The 16,756-nt window shown below is 72.3% G+C and carries 13 protein-coding genes; 8 read left to right on the top strand and 5 right to left on the bottom strand.

Features of this window, described 5'->3' with window-relative positions:
* Window positions 1-46 precede the first annotated feature (46 nt).
* Entirely contained in the window at window positions 47-649 is a 603-nt protein-coding gene (locus FIF60_RS13225) for a protein phosphatase CheZ (RefSeq protein WP_144186565.1), read from the bottom strand.
* Between the two features lie 168 nt (window positions 650-817).
* Here FIF60_RS13225 and FIF60_RS13220 point away from each other — a divergent pair, with 168 nt between their 5' ends.
* Genes FIF60_RS13220 through FIF60_RS13210 form a run of 3 tightly spaced genes read left to right on the top strand, consistent with a single transcriptional unit; the run spans window position 818 to window position 4,899 of the window.
* Entirely contained in the window at window positions 818-1,996 is a 1,179-nt protein-coding gene (locus FIF60_RS13220; RefSeq protein ID WP_144186564.1) for a hypothetical protein, read from the top strand.
* 45 nt (window positions 1,997-2,041) lie between these two features.
* Entirely contained in the window at window positions 2,042-4,057 is a 2,016-nt protein-coding gene (locus tag FIF60_RS13215) for a hypothetical protein (protein WP_144186563.1), read from the top strand.
* The gene (locus FIF60_RS13210) at window positions 4,054-4,899 is read left to right on the top strand and encodes a hypothetical protein (RefSeq protein ID WP_144186562.1); all 846 of its coding nucleotides are present in this window, start codon (window positions 4,054-4,056) and stop codon (window positions 4,897-4,899) included. Before FIF60_RS13215 ends, FIF60_RS13210 begins: the two co-directional genes overlap by 4 nt.
* Here FIF60_RS13210 and FIF60_RS13205 read toward each other — a convergent pair.
* From FIF60_RS13205 to FIF60_RS13190, 4 genes are read right to left on the bottom strand one after another with little or no spacing between them, the layout of a single operon-like run.
* Complete coding sequence (locus FIF60_RS13205; protein ID WP_144186561.1) at window positions 4,893-5,366, bottom strand: nucleoside deaminase; 474 nt, start codon at window positions 5,364-5,366, stop codon at window positions 4,893-4,895. The genes FIF60_RS13210 and FIF60_RS13205 overlap by 7 nt on opposite strands.
* A gap of 9 nt (window positions 5,367-5,375) precedes the next feature.
* Window positions 5,376-6,647 (bottom strand): ABC transporter permease, encoded by a 1,272-nt coding sequence (locus FIF60_RS13200; protein ID WP_239451611.1) that lies wholly within the window; start codon window positions 6,645-6,647, stop codon window positions 5,376-5,378.
* The gene (locus FIF60_RS13195) at window positions 6,644-7,381 is read right to left on the bottom strand and encodes an ABC transporter ATP-binding protein (protein ID WP_144186560.1); all 738 of its coding nucleotides are present in this window, start codon (window positions 7,379-7,381) and stop codon (window positions 6,644-6,646) included. The genes FIF60_RS13200 and FIF60_RS13195 overlap by 4 nt, the downstream gene beginning before the upstream one ends.
* A 3-nt stretch (window positions 7,382-7,384) precedes the next feature.
* Window positions 7,385-9,037 carry an efflux RND transporter periplasmic adaptor subunit gene (locus FIF60_RS13190; protein ID WP_158639205.1) on the bottom strand — a complete coding sequence of 551 codons (1,653 nt, stop codon included), beginning with the start codon at window positions 9,035-9,037 and terminating at the stop codon, window positions 7,385-7,387.
* A gap of 133 nt (window positions 9,038-9,170) precedes the next feature.
* On the opposite strand from FIF60_RS13190, the gene FIF60_RS13185 reads away from it, so the two are divergent.
* The 5 genes from FIF60_RS13185 to FIF60_RS13165 all read left to right on the top strand — a co-directional run bounded on the left by FIF60_RS13185 (window position 9,171) and on the right by FIF60_RS13165 (window position 16,734).
* A complete protein-coding gene (locus FIF60_RS13185) occupies window positions 9,171-10,382 on the top strand; it encodes an MFS transporter (RefSeq protein WP_144186558.1) in 1,212 nt (403 codons plus the stop codon).
* A gap of 63 nt (window positions 10,383-10,445) precedes the next feature.
* Complete coding sequence (locus tag FIF60_RS13180; protein ID WP_239451610.1) at window positions 10,446-10,805, top strand: hypothetical protein; 360 nt, start codon at window positions 10,446-10,448, stop codon at window positions 10,803-10,805.
* 42 nt (window positions 10,806-10,847) lie between these two features.
* On the top strand, window positions 10,848-11,240 hold the full coding sequence (locus tag FIF60_RS13175; RefSeq protein WP_144186557.1) for a translational machinery protein: 393 nt from the start codon (window positions 10,848-10,850) through the stop codon (window positions 11,238-11,240).
* Window positions 11,241-11,602: 362 nt separating this feature from the next.
* A complete protein-coding gene (locus FIF60_RS13170; protein WP_144186556.1) occupies window positions 11,603-14,935 on the top strand; it encodes a two-partner secretion domain-containing protein in 3,333 nt (1,110 codons plus the stop codon).
* 32 nt (window positions 14,936-14,967) lie between these two features.
* Window positions 14,968-16,734 (top strand): ShlB/FhaC/HecB family hemolysin secretion/activation protein, encoded by a 1,767-nt coding sequence (locus FIF60_RS13165; RefSeq protein ID WP_144186555.1) that lies wholly within the window; start codon window positions 14,968-14,970, stop codon window positions 16,732-16,734.
* The last annotated feature ends 22 nt before the right edge of the window (window positions 16,735-16,756 follow it).

Genomic DNA, 16,756 nt, shown 5'->3' with positions numbered 1-16,756 from the left:
TTCGTGTTGTTTGTATCAGCCCTCCGGCTGGAGCTGCGAGGGCCGGTCAGCCGTTCATGAGCGCGTCGATGGCCGCCTGGCCGAGGTCGGTCCCGGCCGGGCGCACGCCCTCGAGCGTCGAGATCAGCGCATTCACCTCGAGCTTGGGCGCCTGCCGCGGCTCGTCCGCCGGCAGGAGCTGCGCGAGCACGTCCTCCACCTGCTGGAGGTGCTGGATCGCACGGCGGATCCGCTGGCCCGTCACGTCCTGGAAGCTGCACGCCTCGAAGATGGTGTTGACCTTCTGCGCGAGCACCGGTGCTGCCTCGGCATCGGCATGGCCGCTGTCGATGAGCGCCTGGATCTCCTCCGCGGCCTCGAGGATCGTGTTGGTCGCTTCCTCGGTCTTCTCCACCACCGCCTCAAGCTCGACGCCGCTGTTGCGCGTCTGTGCCGCGGGCACGGCAACGAGGTTCGCGATCGTCTCCTGAACGCGGTGCAGCTCGCGCGTCAGCTTCTCCTCGCTCATGTCGGACAACTGCACATGCGCGTCGAGCTCGGCCGAGAGCTCGGCGATGCGACGGTCGACAAAGCGGCGAAGATCGGCGAACAGCGGCTCGAGCTCGGCACGAACCGCCGCACGCAGCGTGTCCTGAAGGGCAGCGTCCATCTCCGATCCGAGCCTCCTCGAGCCCTGGCACGGCCTGATCCGCCATGGCTCCGCCGCGCGACCTTGCATCCGAGGGGTGAAGACAGCATTACCGCCGCCCGGCCGCCCTTGCGGCGCACCGTCCCGCGCTGGCATCGTTACCAGGGGTTAACGGCGGGGATGCGGGGGATGATGCGTGGCGGCCGAGAGCGTGCTCACACCCTGTTCCTCGGCCTCGCGCTGCTGCTGCCCGGCGCTGCGGTGGCCCAGGGAAGCGCGCCGACGGCGACGGGCGATCTCTACGGTATCCTGCGCGAAAGTGTCGGCTCCTTCGGTGCCTCGGTGCTGTTTCTCGGCGGCGGTGCCTTGCTCGGCGCGGCGCTCAAATGGGGCTTCGACCAGCTTTCCGCCAAGCGCGCCAAGCAACGGGACTTCGTCGAGAACACCGGCAAGCGCGTGGTGGATCTCGCCTGGTCGCACTACTGGGCGCTTGCGAACGCCACGGGCATGCTCGCACGGCCGTTGACACACCATCTGCGCCGCGTCGATGCACATCTCCTCGTCTCGTGGAGCGAGCCGGCGCAGCTCCAGGCCCGCCTGCGTGAGATCGCCGACGATACCGCGCGTGCGAGCTTCATCGCCTTCGTGCGCGTCCTGCACACCTTCGAGCGCTTCCAGTTCCGCGGCAGCAACACCTATCTCCTGCCGCATCATGCCGCCGGCGAGACGCTTCGGCGGCTCTACAATCGCTTCGTCGAGAGCCTCGGTGACGAGCTGAACGCCTCGCTGACGCCGATCCGCCTCGCTGTCGAACGCAAGCTGACGCTGAAGGACAAGGACGGACGCGACGACCCGCGGCTCGATCTCGGCTCTCCGCAGTTCGACGAGGCCGAGTGGTTCACCGTCATGTCCGGGCAGACGCGCGTTCGGACAGCGGCCGCCGACCGTGATGTCGCCGACATCGCGCGCGACCTCGACCGCGCCCGCGCCCGGTACGCAGAGTGGCTGCGCACGCAGCCTGCCGCCGTCGCCGACGCGGCCGACAGCCTGCATGCCTTCTCGCAGCTGCTGACGCATGAGCTCGCCCTGCTCCACGCCGTCTGGCACCAGGACAGGGGGCTGCGTGCCAAGGCCCGGAAGCTCCTGCGCCGCGACGCTGCGGTGACGACAGGGGGCTGGCCGGGCGTGCTCGATCCGCGCGCAGAGGAGACGATCCGCCTCAGCCGCTCGGTCTCGAGCTTCTATTCGCCGCTCGGCGGCGCTGGCGCGGCGCCCGAGCCGCCGGGCGAGGCCGCGCCCGCGCCGCAGCCGAGCGACAGCGGCGAGGCCGGGAAGCCCGCCGCCACCGCGCCGGCAGGCGGAGGCTGAGCGGTGGCGCCTCCCCCCTTGATCGAGCGGCTGCGATCGCGGCTAATGCCCAAGCCAACGCCGGGCGAGGCGTGGCAACGCGAGGAACAGCGCCGCCGCCTCGCGGCCTACCTGACCGACCCGTCGCTTCCCTTCGCGGCGCAGGAAGCTCGCGGCGAGGGGCTCGGCGGCACGCCAGGCATCGCAGCGGCGCTCGAAGGCCACCGCCATGCCTTCGAGAAGAGGCACGACCGCGCCGCGGAGGCGTTCCACCGCGCCGTCCTCGACATGCCCACGCCCGAGGATGAGTCCGACGATGCCGCGCGGCACCTCCGCCTCTGCCGGTCGCTCGCGATGATGCTTCTGGCACGCAGCGCGGTGCGCGCGGGGCTTGGCGACAGGGTGTGGCCGGAGCTCGGCACGGCAGACGCGATCGCCGCCGAGGCCGTCGCGCGCGAGCCGATGCAGCTTCATCTCCATTTCGAGCACGCCGAGCTCCTCGTCGAGCGCGGCAAGGCGGCTTCCGCCTTCGCGCTCCTTCTCGAGGCGCGCGCGCTCACCGCAGCGCCGCCGATGCGGATGAAGCTCGCCGCAGCCGCGATGGATGCCGCCGCGGCGTCCGACGACGCCACCGTCCTCGAGCGTGCGGAGGCGACCTTCGTCGCCCCACTTCTCGCTCCGGGGCGGGACGATGGCCCGAAGGACGGTGGCCGGCATGACGTGGCGGTGCGCGATTGGCTCTGGTTCGTCGCCTTCCACGCCGGACGCGTCGCCTACATGCGCGCCCTGCTTGCAGCCCGGGACGTCGTTCCGGCACGGAAGTTCGCCGGCGTCGCGGCACGGCGCTTCACACGGGCGGGCGCCCTTGCGGCCACGACGGCGACGCTTCCCGCCGACACCGCGCAGGCGATCGGGAACTGGCGGCGGAGCGCGCTGCGGCTCGCGGCCCAGCACGCGCTGTCCGCAGGCCGGCCGGTGCTTGCCGCGCGCCGGCTCGCCGAGACAGGGGAGACCGAGGGCGAGGCGATGGCCGAGAGGCTTCGCGACTGGGTGCGAATCGGCAGGCCGCCCCGGCAGGCCGCGCTGGCCCTGCTCGCGGGCGAGCCGGTGGAGGAGACGGAACGTTTCGCCTTTGATGTCCTTTCCCGAACCGCGTCCTCCTGGCGCGAGGAAGGCCGCGTTGCGATGCCCCTTCCGATGGAACCGATCGTCGTCGGTGCCGCCGCGCCGCTGCTTGTCGACGGTGCGCTCGCCAACCGCCTGCTGCACGACGAGGTGCTGCCGAGCATCAGGAGACTGCGCGACCGTCTCCGGGAACGCTACGGCCTTGCTCTGCCGAGCGTGCGGCTGCGCGGCGATGGCGCCGATCCGGGATCGGCGCGCGTCATCCTCGACGGCGAGGAGGCGCTGACGCTCGCCATCCCTGCCGACTCCCACCTCGAGGCCGCTTCGGCGTCTCCGGGCGGGGCGCCTGCGCCGCTGATCGAGGGCGAGCCGTATCGCTGGTCGCCAGGCAGCGCCACGCCCCGTGGCCGCGACGTGCTCCCCGCCGATTTCGTGCTGATCGGCCTGCTGGAAGATGCGTTTGTTCGCCGCATGGCGACGCATCTCGGCCTCGACGAGGCCGCGACGATCCTGCCAGGCCTGCCCGCCGCCATGCTGCCACGGGCGGTGCATGCGCTGCGGGCTCTGATTGCCGAGCGCATGCCTGTCGGCCTGCCAGAGATGTCGGCACTGTTGCGCGAGCGGTTGCATGCGGGCGACGATCCGGCAGCGATCGTCGCGCGGCTGAGGGCAGCACCCGGGTTCCGACGCCATCTCTGGGGAAACGAGCCGTGGCGCACGCCCGTTCGGCTCGATGCGAAGGAGGAGGAAGCCTTGTTGCCGGAGGCAGCGTGGCCGCTTGGCGCGGAGGCTCAGGCGCGGTTGGAATCGGCTGTCGGGGCGCTCGTGCGGAATGTGCCTGAGCCCGTCCTTGTTGTGACCGACCAGTCCCTCCGTATCAAGCTGGCCGCGGCGCTGACGCCGCGCTGCTCACACCTACCCATTCTGGCCGATAGCGAGCGGCAGGTGCTCCGATGAGGGAGCGCGTCGTCCTCGTCATCCCCGCAACGGTTGCGCCGGGCGAGGCGTACGCCGTGCGCGATGCGGCGTCGGCGGAGATCGCCGCGCTCGTGTCCTGCTATGGGCTCGCCCCGGTCGAGATCACGCTTCTGCGCGAGGGCGCGGAGGCCGCGCTCGTGGTGGGCGACAGCCGCCGCACGCTCGGACAGGGCTCGGCCGCGGGGGCCGAGGCCTATCATGCAGGCTTCGCCGCTCTTCTGTGGCCCGCGCTTCTCGCCCCGGCGCTCGCGGCGCGCGGCATCACGCCGGGCTGGTGGCTGCGCCAGGCCGCGCGCGGCGGGCTTCGCCTCGCTGAGCTCGACGCGGTCGGCCGCGGCAATCCGGGAGAGGACGTGCTCGCGCTGCGTCTGGCCGAGCGCCCTGCCCCCGAGCTCGCGCTGGCAGCGGGGGCCGACGCGCGCAGTGCGCTTGCGGAGGAGGCCGTGCGGCGGGCGGCCGCGCAGGAAGCGGCTGATCGAACGGGGCTGCCCGTCGTGGTGCCTGCCGGTCCGGCGTGGAATCCCGAGCGGCGCGACGACGAGGCCATGCTCGTGCTTGGCGCCTGGCGCAGCGCGCCGTTCGCGCCCACCGCCCTGGCCGACGCGCTGTCCAGGCTCGCGCCTGCGATGGTCCATCCCGGCGCGGTGCTTGCGATGTTGGCCGACGAGAGCCGCATGCCGCGCCGCCTCGCAGCGCGCGCCATCGCCGAAGTGGGGCCCGTCACGATTGCCCGCAGGATGATCGACGCTGCCGACAGCGGCGGGCGCGCCGACCTCCGCAGCATCGCCGAAGCCGCGCTTGGGGTCGCGCCTGTTCAATAGTGCGTGCGGTCTTCCTTCGCACGCCACGCCTCGTAGGCGGCAAGCGCCTCCTCGCGCAGCATCTGCCGAAGCGGCAAGGCGCGCAGTGCCGCCGGGCGTCGCCCGAGCTCGGCGTCGATGAACGCATCGTCGAAGCCGACCGCAGCGGCATCGGCCGCGGTCGAGGCGTAGAACACGCGCCTTGGCCGGGCCCAGTAGAGGGCAGCGAGGCACATCGGGCATGGCTCGCAGCTCGCGTAGACATCGCAGCCGTCGAGCTGGTGCGTACCGAACCTCGCGCAGGCATCGCGGATCGCGACGATCTCGGCATGGGCCGTGGGGTCATGGTCGAGCGTAACGCGGTTGGCACCGCGCCCGACGACGCGGCCATCCCTGACGATGACGCAGCCGAACGGTCCGCCGCCCTCGGCGACCGAGGCGACAGACAGGGCGATCGCCTCGCGCATCATGTCCGCATCGCCCTCCATGCCGTCTCCCTATTCGTGGCGCAGCGCCGCGATGGGGTCGAGCGTGGCGGCGCGGCGCGCAGGATAGAAGCCGAACACGATGCCGACGAGCGCGGAGAAGCCAACGGCGATGCCAACCGCGGCGGGTTCGATCAGCACGGGCCAGCCGGCAGACGCTGCGGCGAGATTCGCGGCCGCCACGCCGAGCGCGATCCCCGCCAGCCCGCCGATGAGCGAGAGCGTCACCGCCTCGAGAAGGAACTGGAGAAGGATGTCGCGCCGCCGCGCGCCGACGGCGAGGCGTAGGCCGATCTCGCGCGTCCTCTCCGTCACGGAAACGAGCATGATGTTCATGATGCCGATGCCGCCGACGAGAAGCGAGACGGTCGCGACGGAGGAGAGCAGGACCGAGAGCGTGCGGGCGGAGGCATCGCGCGTCGCTGCGATCTCGGCAAGGTTGCGCATCGAGAAATCGTCCGGCTCGGTCGCAGCGAGGCGGTGGCGCTGGCGCAGAAGCGCGCGCACATCCTCCTCCACCGCCGCCATGTCCTCGCCCTCATGCACCTTGACGAGGATGGTGCCGACCGCGCGCGCATTGGCCCGGCTCGCGCCGATGATGCTCCGCCGCGCCGTCCAGAGCGGGGTGAGCACGAGATCGTCCTGGTCGAGCCCGGTCGAGGCCTGGCCCTTGCGGGCGAGAAGGCCGACCACCTCGAAGGGAACGTTGCGGATACGGATCTGCGCGCCGACGGGGTCGGCGTCGCCGAACAGGGCAACCGCGACGCTCTCGCCGACCAGCGCGACCTTTGCCGCCCGCGCCTCCTCCTCTGCCGTCCAGGCCCTGCCTGCGGCGATCTCCCACTCCCGTGCCTCGAGGAAGTCGAGCGTCGTGCCCTGGACGGTCGTGCTCCAGTTCGCCCCGCCGGCGACGACTTGCTGCGTCGAGCGAACGCCCGGCACGGCGAGCGCGACAGACGGCACGTCACGCAGGATGGCCGTGCCATCGTCATAGGTCAGCGTCTGGCTGAATCCGGTTCCCGTGCGCACGCCGCCCGTGCTCTGCGCGCCGGGAAGGATGATGATGAGGTTCGAACCGAGGCTCCTGATCTGCGCGAGAACGACCTCCCGCGCGCCCGAGCCGACTGCGACGGTCGCGATCACCGCGGCCGTGCCGATGACGATGCCGAGCATCGTCAGCGCGGCGCGGAGCGGGTTCGCGGCGATCGCCGACAGCGCGCCGGCGAGCGCCGTACCGAGCCCCATCGAGCCGCGCCGCGCCCTTCCGATGGCGAGGCTGCTCATGCGGCATCGGCCGCTGGAAGTGCGTCGAGCGCCGCGGCAGCACTCTCCGGCCGTTGCATCCGGTCATCGACGAGCCGGCCGTCGCGGAAGCGAAGCAGCCGCTCGGCGAAGCGTGCCATCTCAGGCTCGTGCGTGACGAGCAGCACCGCCAGCCCGCCGCGATTGAGCTCCTGGAACAGCGCCATGATCTCGAGGCTCGTGCGCGTGTCGAGCGCGCCGGTCGGCTCGTCCGCGAGCAGGAGCACCGGTTCGTTGACGATGGCGCGCGCGATCGCGACGCGCTGCTGCTGCCCGCCGGAGAGCTCGTTCGGGCGATGGTGCATGCGCGCGCCGAGGCCGACGCGTGCGAGCGCGCGCTCGGCGCGCTCGCGGCGGGCGCGGCGGGCAAGCCCGGCATAGACCATCGGCAGCTCGACATTGGCCCGCGCATCGGCGCGTGGCAGCAGATGGAAGCCCTGGAACACGAAGCCGAGCTTGCGCGAGCGCACGGCAGCCAGCGCATCAGCGGTCAGACGGCTGACGTCCTCGCCGTCTAGGCGATAGGTGCCGCCGCTCGGCCGGTCGAGGCAGCCGATCAGGTTCAGGAACGTGCTCTTGCCGCTGCCGGAAGGTCCCATCACCGCGATGAACTGGCCATGCGGAACGGAGACGGTGACATCGCGCAATGCCGGAACCTCCACACCGCCGAGGCGATAGGAGCGGGACAGGTGCTCGGTTTCGATCAATGCTGCCATCGCTCAGAATCCGAAGCGCGGCATCAGGCCTGGCGAGGCGGGGCGCGTCGTGGTGCCACCACGCGGCAGGCCGATGATCACGCGGTTTCCCTCCTGCAGGTCGCCCGCGACGAGCTCAGTCACGCTGCCATCGCCGATGCCGGTGCGCACCGGCACGGCCCGCGGCGCGCCGGCAGCATCGATCACGTAGACCTGCCCAGGCTGGCTCGCTTCCGCCGGGGCGGCGGCCCGTGCGGCGCGAAGCGTGCGCGCCTTCTCGCGCTGCTCCGGCGTCAGCGTCTCGGATAGCCGCTGCATGATGGTCTGCCGTGCGGCGGCCAGCGCCCTGCGCCGCGCGTCGGGGTCGGAGCCGGCGGCGGCAAGGCCCTGCTGCGCCTCTGCCACCAGGGCTTCGAGCCGGCCGCGCTGCGCGGCATCGAGGCCGAGCGTCTCCGGAAGCGTGGCGAAGGAGGCAGCGAAGGGCGGCGGCGCCTCCGCCTGGCCCGCCGAAGCCAGCGGCCGCCAGCGCAGCGCGGCGTTCGGCACGCGCAGGACCTGGTCCCGCCGCGCGGTGACGACGCGAACCGTCGCGGTCATTCCAGGAAGGAGCAGGCCGCGCTCGTTCGTCGCCTCGATCACCACGGTGTAGGTGACGACGTTCTGCACCGTCTGCGCGGCGAGGCGGATGTCCTTCACCGTTCCGGCGAATTCCCGCCCCGGCCAGGCTGCGACGGAGAAGGCAACCCCCTGGCCAGGCGCGACACGGCCGATATCGGCCTCGTCCACCGTCGCCCAGAGCTCGATGCGGGAAAGATCGTCGGCGATGGTGAACAGCGTCGGGCTCTGCAGCGAGGCGGCGACGGTCTGGCCGAGATTGACGTTGCGGCTGACGATCACCCCGTCGATCGGCGCGCGGATCGTTGCACGATCGAGATCGACTTGGACCTGCGCGCGCTGGGCGCGGCGGCTGCCCACCTCGGCCTCGGCGCGATCGACCTGCGCGTCCGCGGTGCGGCTCGCGGCTTCGGCGGCGGTGACCTGCGCAGCCGCCTGAAGCGCCTGCGCCTCGGCAGCACGGAGCGATGCGCGGGCGACCTGCGCGGCGAAGTCCGCCCGCTCGGCATCGGCCTCGGCACCGACGCCACGGGCGCGAAGCTCCCGCTTGCGGCGGGCATCGGCCTCCGCGTCGCGCAGCGCGGCCTCGGCACGGACGGCGTTGGCCTCTGCCGCGGCGAGATTGCCGCGTGCCGTGTCGATATCGGCCCGGCCCTTCTCCGCGCCGGCGCGGGCGACGGCGAGCCCTGCCTCGGTGGCGGCAATGTCGGCCTCGGCCGCGCGAAGCCGCGCCTCGATCAGGTCGGTGTCCAGCCGCGCGATCGGCTGGCCGGCCTTCACGTGCGCGTTGTAGTCCGCGAGCAGGGCGCGGATCTGGCCGGAAAGCTGGCTCCCCACCTCGACGAGGACGATCGGGTTCACCGTGCCGGTGGCCGAGACGCTCGCGGTGATCGCGCCGCGATCGATCGTCGCGGTGCGGTAGGCGGGCGCCTCGGTGCCGTCGCTCCGGTCGCGGGCGACCAGCCCGGCGCCGAGCGCGGTGGCGGCGAGAAGAACGGCCCCGAGGGAAATGGCGCGGCTTGGCATGGGGCCACTGTAGCGGCGGGCGGGTGTCGGCGGCATGTCCACTTCGTAACGGCGTGCAACGGCGGGCCGCCGCCTCGCCCGACGCTTCGGCGGCAAGCGGCGCGGCGCGGCCTGCCGTCGGTCCCTGCCATCAGGCGCTCCTCGACAGCAGGGACGAGGACATGACCCGATGACCAAGAGAGGCTCTCTGACACCTTTGCTCGGCGGCGCAGCCGGGCTGCACGCCGCGGACCAGCTCGCTCTTGCCGCCATTCCCCTCGCTGCCCTGCTCGCGTTCGGCGGCGATGCGCGGCTTGTCGGGCTGCTTGTCGCGGCGCAGGCGCTTGCCTGGCTTGCCCTGTCCCTGCCGGCCGGGCTCGCGGTCGACCGGTTCGGGAGGGGCGGCGTGCTCAGGGCCGCCGCGGCCCTATCGGTGTTCGGCCTCGCCGGTGCAGCCTCGGGCATTGCGTCTGGTGCGGCGGGGCTGCTTGCCGCCGGGGTGTTCGTTGGCTCGGCCGGAACGGTTCTCTTCGTGCTCGCCGCGGCCTCGGCCGTGCCGGACATCGCGGCACCTGGCACCCTGCCGCGTGCCAATGCGCGGCTCGAGCTTGCCCGGGCGCTCGCAACCCTCGCCGCGCCGCCCATCGCGGGGCTGCTCGCTGCGCGAGGCGAGGTGGCGCTCGCCTTCGGGCTGGCCTCGGCGTTCGCCCTGCTGGCGCTTGCCTCGCTCCGTCGCGTGCCGGACCTGCCCGCGCCGTCGGGCGGCGGCGGCGCTTGGAACGCGCTCGGCGAAGGCGTGCGGTTCCTTCTGGGCGAGCCGCTTCTGCGCGGGATCGCTGCCTGCGCGCTGTGCTGGAACGCCGGGTTCTTCGCCCTGCTTGCCGCCTTCGTCCCGTTCGCTCTCGGCCCGCTCGGGCTCGGCGCCGCGGAGGCAGGGCTCGCGCAGGGCGGCTATGGCGCGGGGCTGCTTCTCGGGGCGCTTGCCGCACCGATGGCGATCACGCGGCTCGGCGCCAATGCGGTGCTGGTCGCAGGCCCCGCACTCTCGGTCGCATCCCCCCTGCTCCTGCTTCTCGCCCCCCATGCCGCGGCACCCCTCGCGGCGGCGCTGGCCGCGCAGTTCCTGATCGGGTTCGGGCCGATGATGTGGCTGATCTGCCAGCAGAGCATCCGCCAGGCCGTCACGCCGCGGGCGCTGCTCGGCCGCGTCGGCGCGGCACTGCAGGTGGCGATCTATGGCGTCCGGCCGCTCGGGGCAATCGCGGGCGGAACGATCTCGGCGCTGCACGGGCCGGAATACGGCATTGGCCTTGCGGCGCTCCTGTTCCTCCTCTCGCTCGGCGCGGTGGCCACCTCGGCCCTCAGAAGCCTCCGACGCATCCCCGAAGCGGCCAGGACTTGATCCATCTCATGTCCGGGCGCGTCATGGCGGGCGAGACTTCCCGGCGAAGGAGGAACGCGAGCCATGCCACGCCTCTATACGGTGCATATGCTGCTTGCCCGCAACCCAGGCTTTCCCGAAGGCTCGAGCGAGCGAGGCTACGAGCTGCACGTGCCGCTGACGCCGGATGGTCACCTCGATGCCGAAACCTGGCGGGCCCGCCGGTCGGAGTGCACCGTCAGGCGTTTCTGGCACGAGGAGCCCGACAAGCAGGGCGAGCTCGTGCACGGGCGGCATGGGTGGGCGTTCAGCTATGAGCCGGGCGAGGCGGATGACGAGCCGCTCTTCAAGCTCGACGGCCATGTGTTCCGCCCCGGCGAGTATGTGACCGTCCGGGAGACCGACGGCGAGGCGCTCACCTTCCGCATCGTCAGCGTTCGATAGGCACCGCGGACGAGCGGCGCGAAGCAACAAGGAACCCCACCCATGGCGCACTACCACGCCGTCGTATGGCTCGACGGGCACGAGGCACGCGTATTCCACATCACCGAGACCGAGGCGGAGAAGATCACGGTCCGCGACCGCAAGCCGGACAGGCACGTGCACGGGCCGAGTGCCCGGTCGCGCGAGCACACCCATGCCGACCAGGACTACCTGCACAAGGTCGTGGAGGCCCTCGCGGGCGCACAGGAATGGCTGATCGTCGGCCCGGGCGAGGCAAAGAACGAGCTCATCCGGCACATCGAGGCGCATGACCCTGCCTTCCGCAGCCGCATCGTCGGCATCGAGGCAGCCGACCATCCCTCCGACGGGCAGGTGTGCGCGCTGGCGCGGAAGCATTTCGCCAAGCTGGACAGGACGCTTCCGCAGAAGGGATAGCGAGCGCGCACCCCGCACGAGGATAAACCCGTAAAGCGGGCAAGACCCGGTTCGACCCCTTTGTCCAGCGCGAAGGACTATTTGCATACACAGGCATCACTGCGTATGTCGTAGGCGAGCGCATCGCCTGGTTGCAGGCCAAGCATGAACGCTTTCTAAAAAAATCGCTTGTTCGTCTTCTCACGTGGAGGTTATCTCAGCCTCGCGCACTCTGATCATCCGAGGCAGCCAGCCAGACAGCTCCGGCGCAGGCCGTTCCGAGAGGAACGACCCCGCGCCGTGGTGGCGGCAGAAGGCCGCGCTTCCGGATCGATGCCGGCCGTGCGTTGCGTCGCAGGGGACCGGAAGGAGTGCGCGGCCAGATGCGTGTGCCCCGCCTTATGCTGCTGGCAGGAACGGCTCTCTGCGCTCCCGCAGCGGCTCTGTCGCAACCGCCAGCCCCGTCGACGCTGCCGACCGGTGGCGCCGTGATCGCCGGCCAGGCAAGCATCGCGACCACCGCACCCAACAGGATGCAGGTCACCCAGGGGTCGGACCGTGCGGTGATCGGATGGCAGTCCTTCTCCATCGGCTCCGGCGCCTCGGTCGACATCCGCCAGCCCGGGGCGGGTTCGATCTCCGTCCAGCAGGTCCAGGGCAACGACCCGAGCCGCATCTTCGGCCAGCTGTCCTCGAACGGCCGTGTCGTCGTCGCCAACCCGAACGGCATCTGGTTCGGGCCTGACGCGAAGGTCGATGCCGCAGGCATCGCCGCGGCCGCGGGGCGGATGAGCCCAGACGCGGTCGGGCAGTTCATGGCCGACGGCCAGGTGCGGCTCGACCAGCCGGCCGCTGCGGGCGCGGCGGTCGTCAATGAGGGGCGCATTGCCGTCCAGGGCGGGGGCCTTGCCGCGCTGGTCGGCCCGACGGCACGCAACAGCGGCACGATCGAGGCCCGGCTCGGGCGGGTGCAGATCGCCGGCGGCTCGGCGGCGACGGTGGATTTCGACGGCGACGGGCTGATCTCGGTGCGCGCTGCTCCCGGCGCCATCGCCGAGAACACCGGGCGCATCTCGGCCGATGGCGGGCGCGTGCGCCTCTCCGTGGCCGAGGCGCGGGGCGTGCTCGCGGGCGCGGTGAACATGGGCGGCGTGATCGAGGCGCGCAGCGTCACGGCGGATGGCGGCAGCATCACCCTCGGCACGGTCGAGGCGGAGGGGCCGACCGTCACGGTCACCGGACGTGTGGACGCCACCGGCGCAGGTGCGCGCCAGCGCGGCGGCACGGTGTCGGTGCTCGGCGACAGGGTGGCCGTGGCTTCCGGTTCGCGGATCGATGTCTCCGGCGCGGCCGGCGGCGGTTCGGTGCACCTCGGCGGCGCGGCACGCGGCGCGTCCGGCACCCGCGCGGCGCGGACGACACGCGTCGACCAGGGCGCGGTGCTTGCCGCTGACGCGACCATTTCCGGCGCGGGCGGCTCCGTGGTGCTCTGGTCGGAGGAGGCGACGCAGTTCTCCGGCGCCATCACCGCGCGCGGCGCGGGCAGCGGCGCGGGCGGGTTCGCAGAGGTCTCGGGGCGCGAGGCGCTGAGCTTCGCCGGCACAGCCGACCTGCGCGCACCCTCGGGCCAGTGGGGAACGCTTCTCCTCGATCCGACGACGCTCACGGTCGTTTCCTCCGGCGGCACCAGCACCATCCCCGGCGCATCGACGCCGGGCAACATCGCGCTGAACGCCTCGGCGGTCGTCTCGCAGCTCGGCTTCTCCAATGTCGAGCTGTTCGCCACCAGCACGATCACCATCGCCGCACCGGTCGCGTGGGCAAGCGCCGGGACGCTTCGGCTCACCTCCGGCGGTGCGGTGAACGTGCTCCAGCCGGTGTCGGCCTCGGGCTCGGGTGGCTTCGTCGTGCGGGCGACCGGCGCGGCGAGCATCGGCTCCTCGATCACCCTCGCGGCCGGGGCGCTCGACATTCAGGGTGCATCGGTGCGCATCGGCGGCGGCGCGCACGTGGTCGCGGCCAGCACGTCCGGGCCCGTCCGGGTCGCCGCGACAACCGGCGACGTGATCATCTCCGCCACGGCCGCGGGCGCGCAGGCGCGCGTCGAGAGCGGCACTGGACCCGTCACCGTCTCGGCGGGCCAGGACCTGATCGTCCGCGGCGCAAGCACGAGCGAGGAGAACACGCCGGGCGGTTGGTCGCGCATCCAGTCTGGTAGCGGAACGGTATCGCTTCAGGCAGGCGGCAATGTCCGGCTTGAGGCCGGCACGGGCAGCAGCGGCGATGCATACGCCCACGTCCTCGCCGGCTTGGGCATGACGGTCGATACAGGCGGCGACGTGCGGGTCGGCCTCGGCGGCACCACGGCGATGGCCCAGGCGAACGACACCCGCCTCCAAACGAGCGCGGGGATGCAGACGATCCGCGCCGGTGGCGCACTGCTCGTTCGGTCAGGCGGCGCGAACGCCACGTCGCTGGTCCATTCCGGCGGCACCCAGGTGATCGAGGCGAACGGCATCACCGTGACGGCGAATGGAAGCGAGGCGGCGATCACGGCTCGATCGGGGCAGGCTCTCACCTCGCGCGGCGGCGTGACGCTGAACGGCGGGAGCAGCAGCGGCTCGCGTGCGCGCATCGCCACCTCCGCCGGCGAGCAGACGATCACAGCGACCGGGCGGCTTGCGCTTCTCGCGCGCTCGGGCGGCGCGACCGTCACCACCACCGAAGGCGCGCAGACGATCGAGACGGGCGACGTGCAGCTCGTCGCCCAGCCCGGCGCGACGGTCGCGATCGAGGCCATCAACGGCGACCAGACGATCCGCTCCGGCGGCGCGGTCACGCTCACCGGTGCGGCGAATGGCGCGGCGTCGATCGAGGTGATCGGAGGGGCGCAGAGCGTGACCGCGGCGACGACGCTAACGGTCCGCGCCGGGTCTGGAAGCGGCAATGCGGGGATCGCTGCCGCAGGCAGCGGCCAGTCGATCGAGGCCGCGCGCGGCATCACGCTCCAGGGGGCAGGAGCGGCCGCGTTCATCCGCGCCCGCGGCGGACCGCAGACAGTGCGGACCGAGGAGACGCTCACCCTCATCGCCAGCCCCGGCGCGACGCCTCTCGGCCTGAGCGAGACGTCGCCGACGGGGCCGGTGACGGCCGGCAGCACCACGATCCAATCCATGCCCGGTACCGCGCCAGGCGAGGCGGGAGGTGCGGCGAACCAGACGATTGCGGCCTCCGCGATCGCACTCGCAGGACCGCCCGGCACGATCGCCATCTCTCTGCAGGACTTGCGTGCCGTCAACGACAGCCTCTCCGCCTCGCCCCGCTACCAATCCGTGCTCGCGGCTGGCGCGCAGCTCGCTGTCGTCGGCAGCGAGATCGTGCTGGCCCTCGTGCCGCCTCCGGCCCCGCCTGCGACGGGCGGCACGGCCGGCCCTGCCGTAGCCAACGCGCCCGATCCGGGGACGAACGCGCTCCGGCTGATCACCGCACCCGGCGCGCCGCAGCTCGTGACCACCTCCCTCGCCTCCGGCACCGGCGGGTTCACTCCCGCGAGCCTCGGGGATACGCAGGGCTTCCAGGCCGCCTCCGTCTCGGTCGACGGCGAGGACCCGAGCGAGGTCTTCGCCAACGCCCTGCTCGCCGAGCAGATCGAGGGCCTGGCCCCCGCACCGGTGCCGTACTTTGCCGGCTATGTCGCGCCGCCTCCGCTGCGCTGAGCGCCGCCCGGAGACGGCATGACCGGACCGGCATGACGCCGCGCGCCGCACCCGGAAGGCGTGGGCGTGCGGCTCTCGCCCCCGCGTTGCTCGGCGCGGCACTCTTCGCCTCGCTGCCGGCATTCGGCCAGGTTCCGGCGCAGCTTCCCGCCGGCGTCGACCCCGCGCGCCTGCCGGGCCAGGCGCCGGCAGCACCGCAGGTGCCTGGGGCGCTCCCGCCCGAGCCCGTCGCGCCCATCGCCCCCTCGCCCGGCGCGCCGGTCGGCGCCGAGAGGCTCCGCTTCACGCTGACAGCGCTCGAGATCGAGGGCGTAACCGCCTATCCGCCCGGAACCTTCGCGCCGCTCTTCGCGCATCTGCTCGGCACGGAGGTCGCGGTGGCCGATCTCTACGCCATCGCCGATGCCATCACGGAACGCTACCGCGCGGACGGCTACATAATCAGCCGTGCGCTCGTTCCGGCCCAGCGGATCGAGGGCGGCGCGGCGCGGCTCGCCGTGGTCGAGGGGTTCGTGGCGGAGGTGTCGGTCACCGGCGCCGCTGAGCCAGAGCTCGCCGCGCGGGCGGAGCGTGCGGCGATGGCCGTGCGGCCGCTGACGCTGCGCGCGCTCGAGCGTTCGATCCTCCTGCTGAACGACCTTCCCGGCGTCCGCGCGCAGGGGATGATCGAGCCTGCACCCTCCGGCCCGCCGGGAGCCGCGCGGCTCGCCGTCACCGCGGAAAGCCGACGGGCCTGGGACGGGTATCTCGCGCTCGACAATCGCGGCAGCCGCTATGTCGGGCCATGGCAGGCCTCGGCCGGGGGATCAGTGTCATCCGTCATCCGCGCCTATGACCGGATGGCGTTTCGCGTCGTCGGTGCCTCGCCACTGCGGGAGCTTCGCTACGGCGAGATCGGCTACGAGACGCCGGTGGGGCCGGACGGCTGGGTGATCGCGGCCTCGGCCTTCCTCTCGCGCTCGCAGCCCGGCTTCACCCTCGCCCCGCTCGATGTCGAGGGCCAATCGGTCGGCGTCTCGGTCGGCGCGAGCTACCCGATCGTCCGCAGCCGGGCGGAGAACCTCCGCGCGAGCTTCGCTTTCACGCCGTATGACAGCACGAACGACGTGCTTGGCCGGAGCGACGTGGCCCCCGCCTACGACGACAATATCCGCCCGCTGCGCGCGGCCCTTTCCTACGACCTCGCCGATGGCTGGGGCGGGTTCAACTTCGCGACAGCGGAGCTGTCGCAGGGCCTCGATGCGCTTGGCGCATCGCCGGAGAACCGCACCAACGCCTCGCGCCCCGGGGCACGCTCGCGCTTCACCAGGCTCGTCGTCGAGGCCTCGCGCACCCAGGCGCTCGATGCGCTCTATCCGGGGTTCGGCGTGTTCGTTGCGGCCCGGGGGCAATGGTCCTTTGGGGCGCCCCTCGTCGCCTTCGAGCAGTTCGGCCTTGGCGGCGCGCGCTTCGGCCGCGGCTACGACCCCTCCGAGATCGCGGGAGACAACGGCATCGCCGCATCGGTCGAGCTGCAATGGTCGGCCGGGTTCCTGCCCGGCTGGTACACGTTCGGACGCGAGGCGACGGTGCAGCCCTACCTGTTCTACGACGTTGGCATCGTCTCCAACGCCACGGCAGGCCAGGCCTCGCAGAGCCTCGCGAGTGCCGGGCTCGGCATCCGCCTCTGGCTCGGCGAGGCGGTCGCGGCGGCTGTCGAGCTTGCCAAGCCCCTGACGCGCGACGTCGCGGCCGAGGTGCTTGCGGGCAACAGCGGCAACGAGCCGCGGCTGTATCTATCGACGGTCGTCAGATTCTGACGCCGCTTGCGCGGTTCCACCC

Origin of the sequence: Elioraea rosea (assembly GCF_007644105.1) — a bacterium.
Classification (GTDB): domain Bacteria; phylum Pseudomonadota; class Alphaproteobacteria; order Acetobacterales; family Acetobacteraceae; genus Elioraea_A; species Elioraea_A rosea.
The sequence above is the reverse complement of the archived record's forward strand: the minus strand, read 5'-3'. Positions and strand labels throughout refer to the sequence as shown.

Coding starts and splice junctions, on each gene's coding strand:
- FIF60_RS13225 (WP_144186565.1), bottom strand. CDS start 649: ATGGACGCTGCCCTTCAGGACACGCTGCGTGCGGCGGTTCGTGCCGAG.
- FIF60_RS13220 (WP_144186564.1), top strand. CDS start 818: ATGATGCGTGGCGGCCGAGAGCGTGCTCACACCCTGTTCCTCGGCCTC.
- FIF60_RS13215 (WP_144186563.1), top strand. CDS start 2,042: ATGCCCAAGCCAACGCCGGGCGAGGCGTGGCAACGCGAGGAACAGCGC.
- FIF60_RS13210 (WP_144186562.1), top strand. CDS start 4,054: ATGAGGGAGCGCGTCGTCCTCGTCATCCCCGCAACGGTTGCGCCGGGC.
- FIF60_RS13205 (WP_144186561.1), bottom strand. CDS start 5,366: ATGGAGGGCGATGCGGACATGATGCGCGAGGCGATCGCCCTGTCTGTC.
- FIF60_RS13200 (WP_239451611.1), bottom strand. CDS start 6,647: ATGAGCAGCCTCGCCATCGGAAGGGCGCGGCGCGGCTCGATGGGGCTC.
- FIF60_RS13195 (WP_144186560.1), bottom strand. CDS start 7,381: ATGGCAGCATTGATCGAAACCGAGCACCTGTCCCGCTCCTATCGCCTC.
- FIF60_RS13190 (WP_158639205.1), bottom strand. CDS start 9,037: ATGCCGCCGACACCCGCCCGCCGCTACAGTGGCCCCATGCCAAGCCGC.
- FIF60_RS13185 (WP_144186558.1), top strand. CDS start 9,171: ATGACCAAGAGAGGCTCTCTGACACCTTTGCTCGGCGGCGCAGCCGGG.
- FIF60_RS13180 (WP_239451610.1), top strand. CDS start 10,446: ATGCCACGCCTCTATACGGTGCATATGCTGCTTGCCCGCAACCCAGGC.
- FIF60_RS13175 (WP_144186557.1), top strand. CDS start 10,848: ATGGCGCACTACCACGCCGTCGTATGGCTCGACGGGCACGAGGCACGC.
- FIF60_RS13170 (WP_144186556.1), top strand. CDS start 11,603: ATGCGTGTGCCCCGCCTTATGCTGCTGGCAGGAACGGCTCTCTGCGCT.
- FIF60_RS13165 (WP_144186555.1), top strand. CDS start 14,968: ATGACGCCGCGCGCCGCACCCGGAAGGCGTGGGCGTGCGGCTCTCGCC.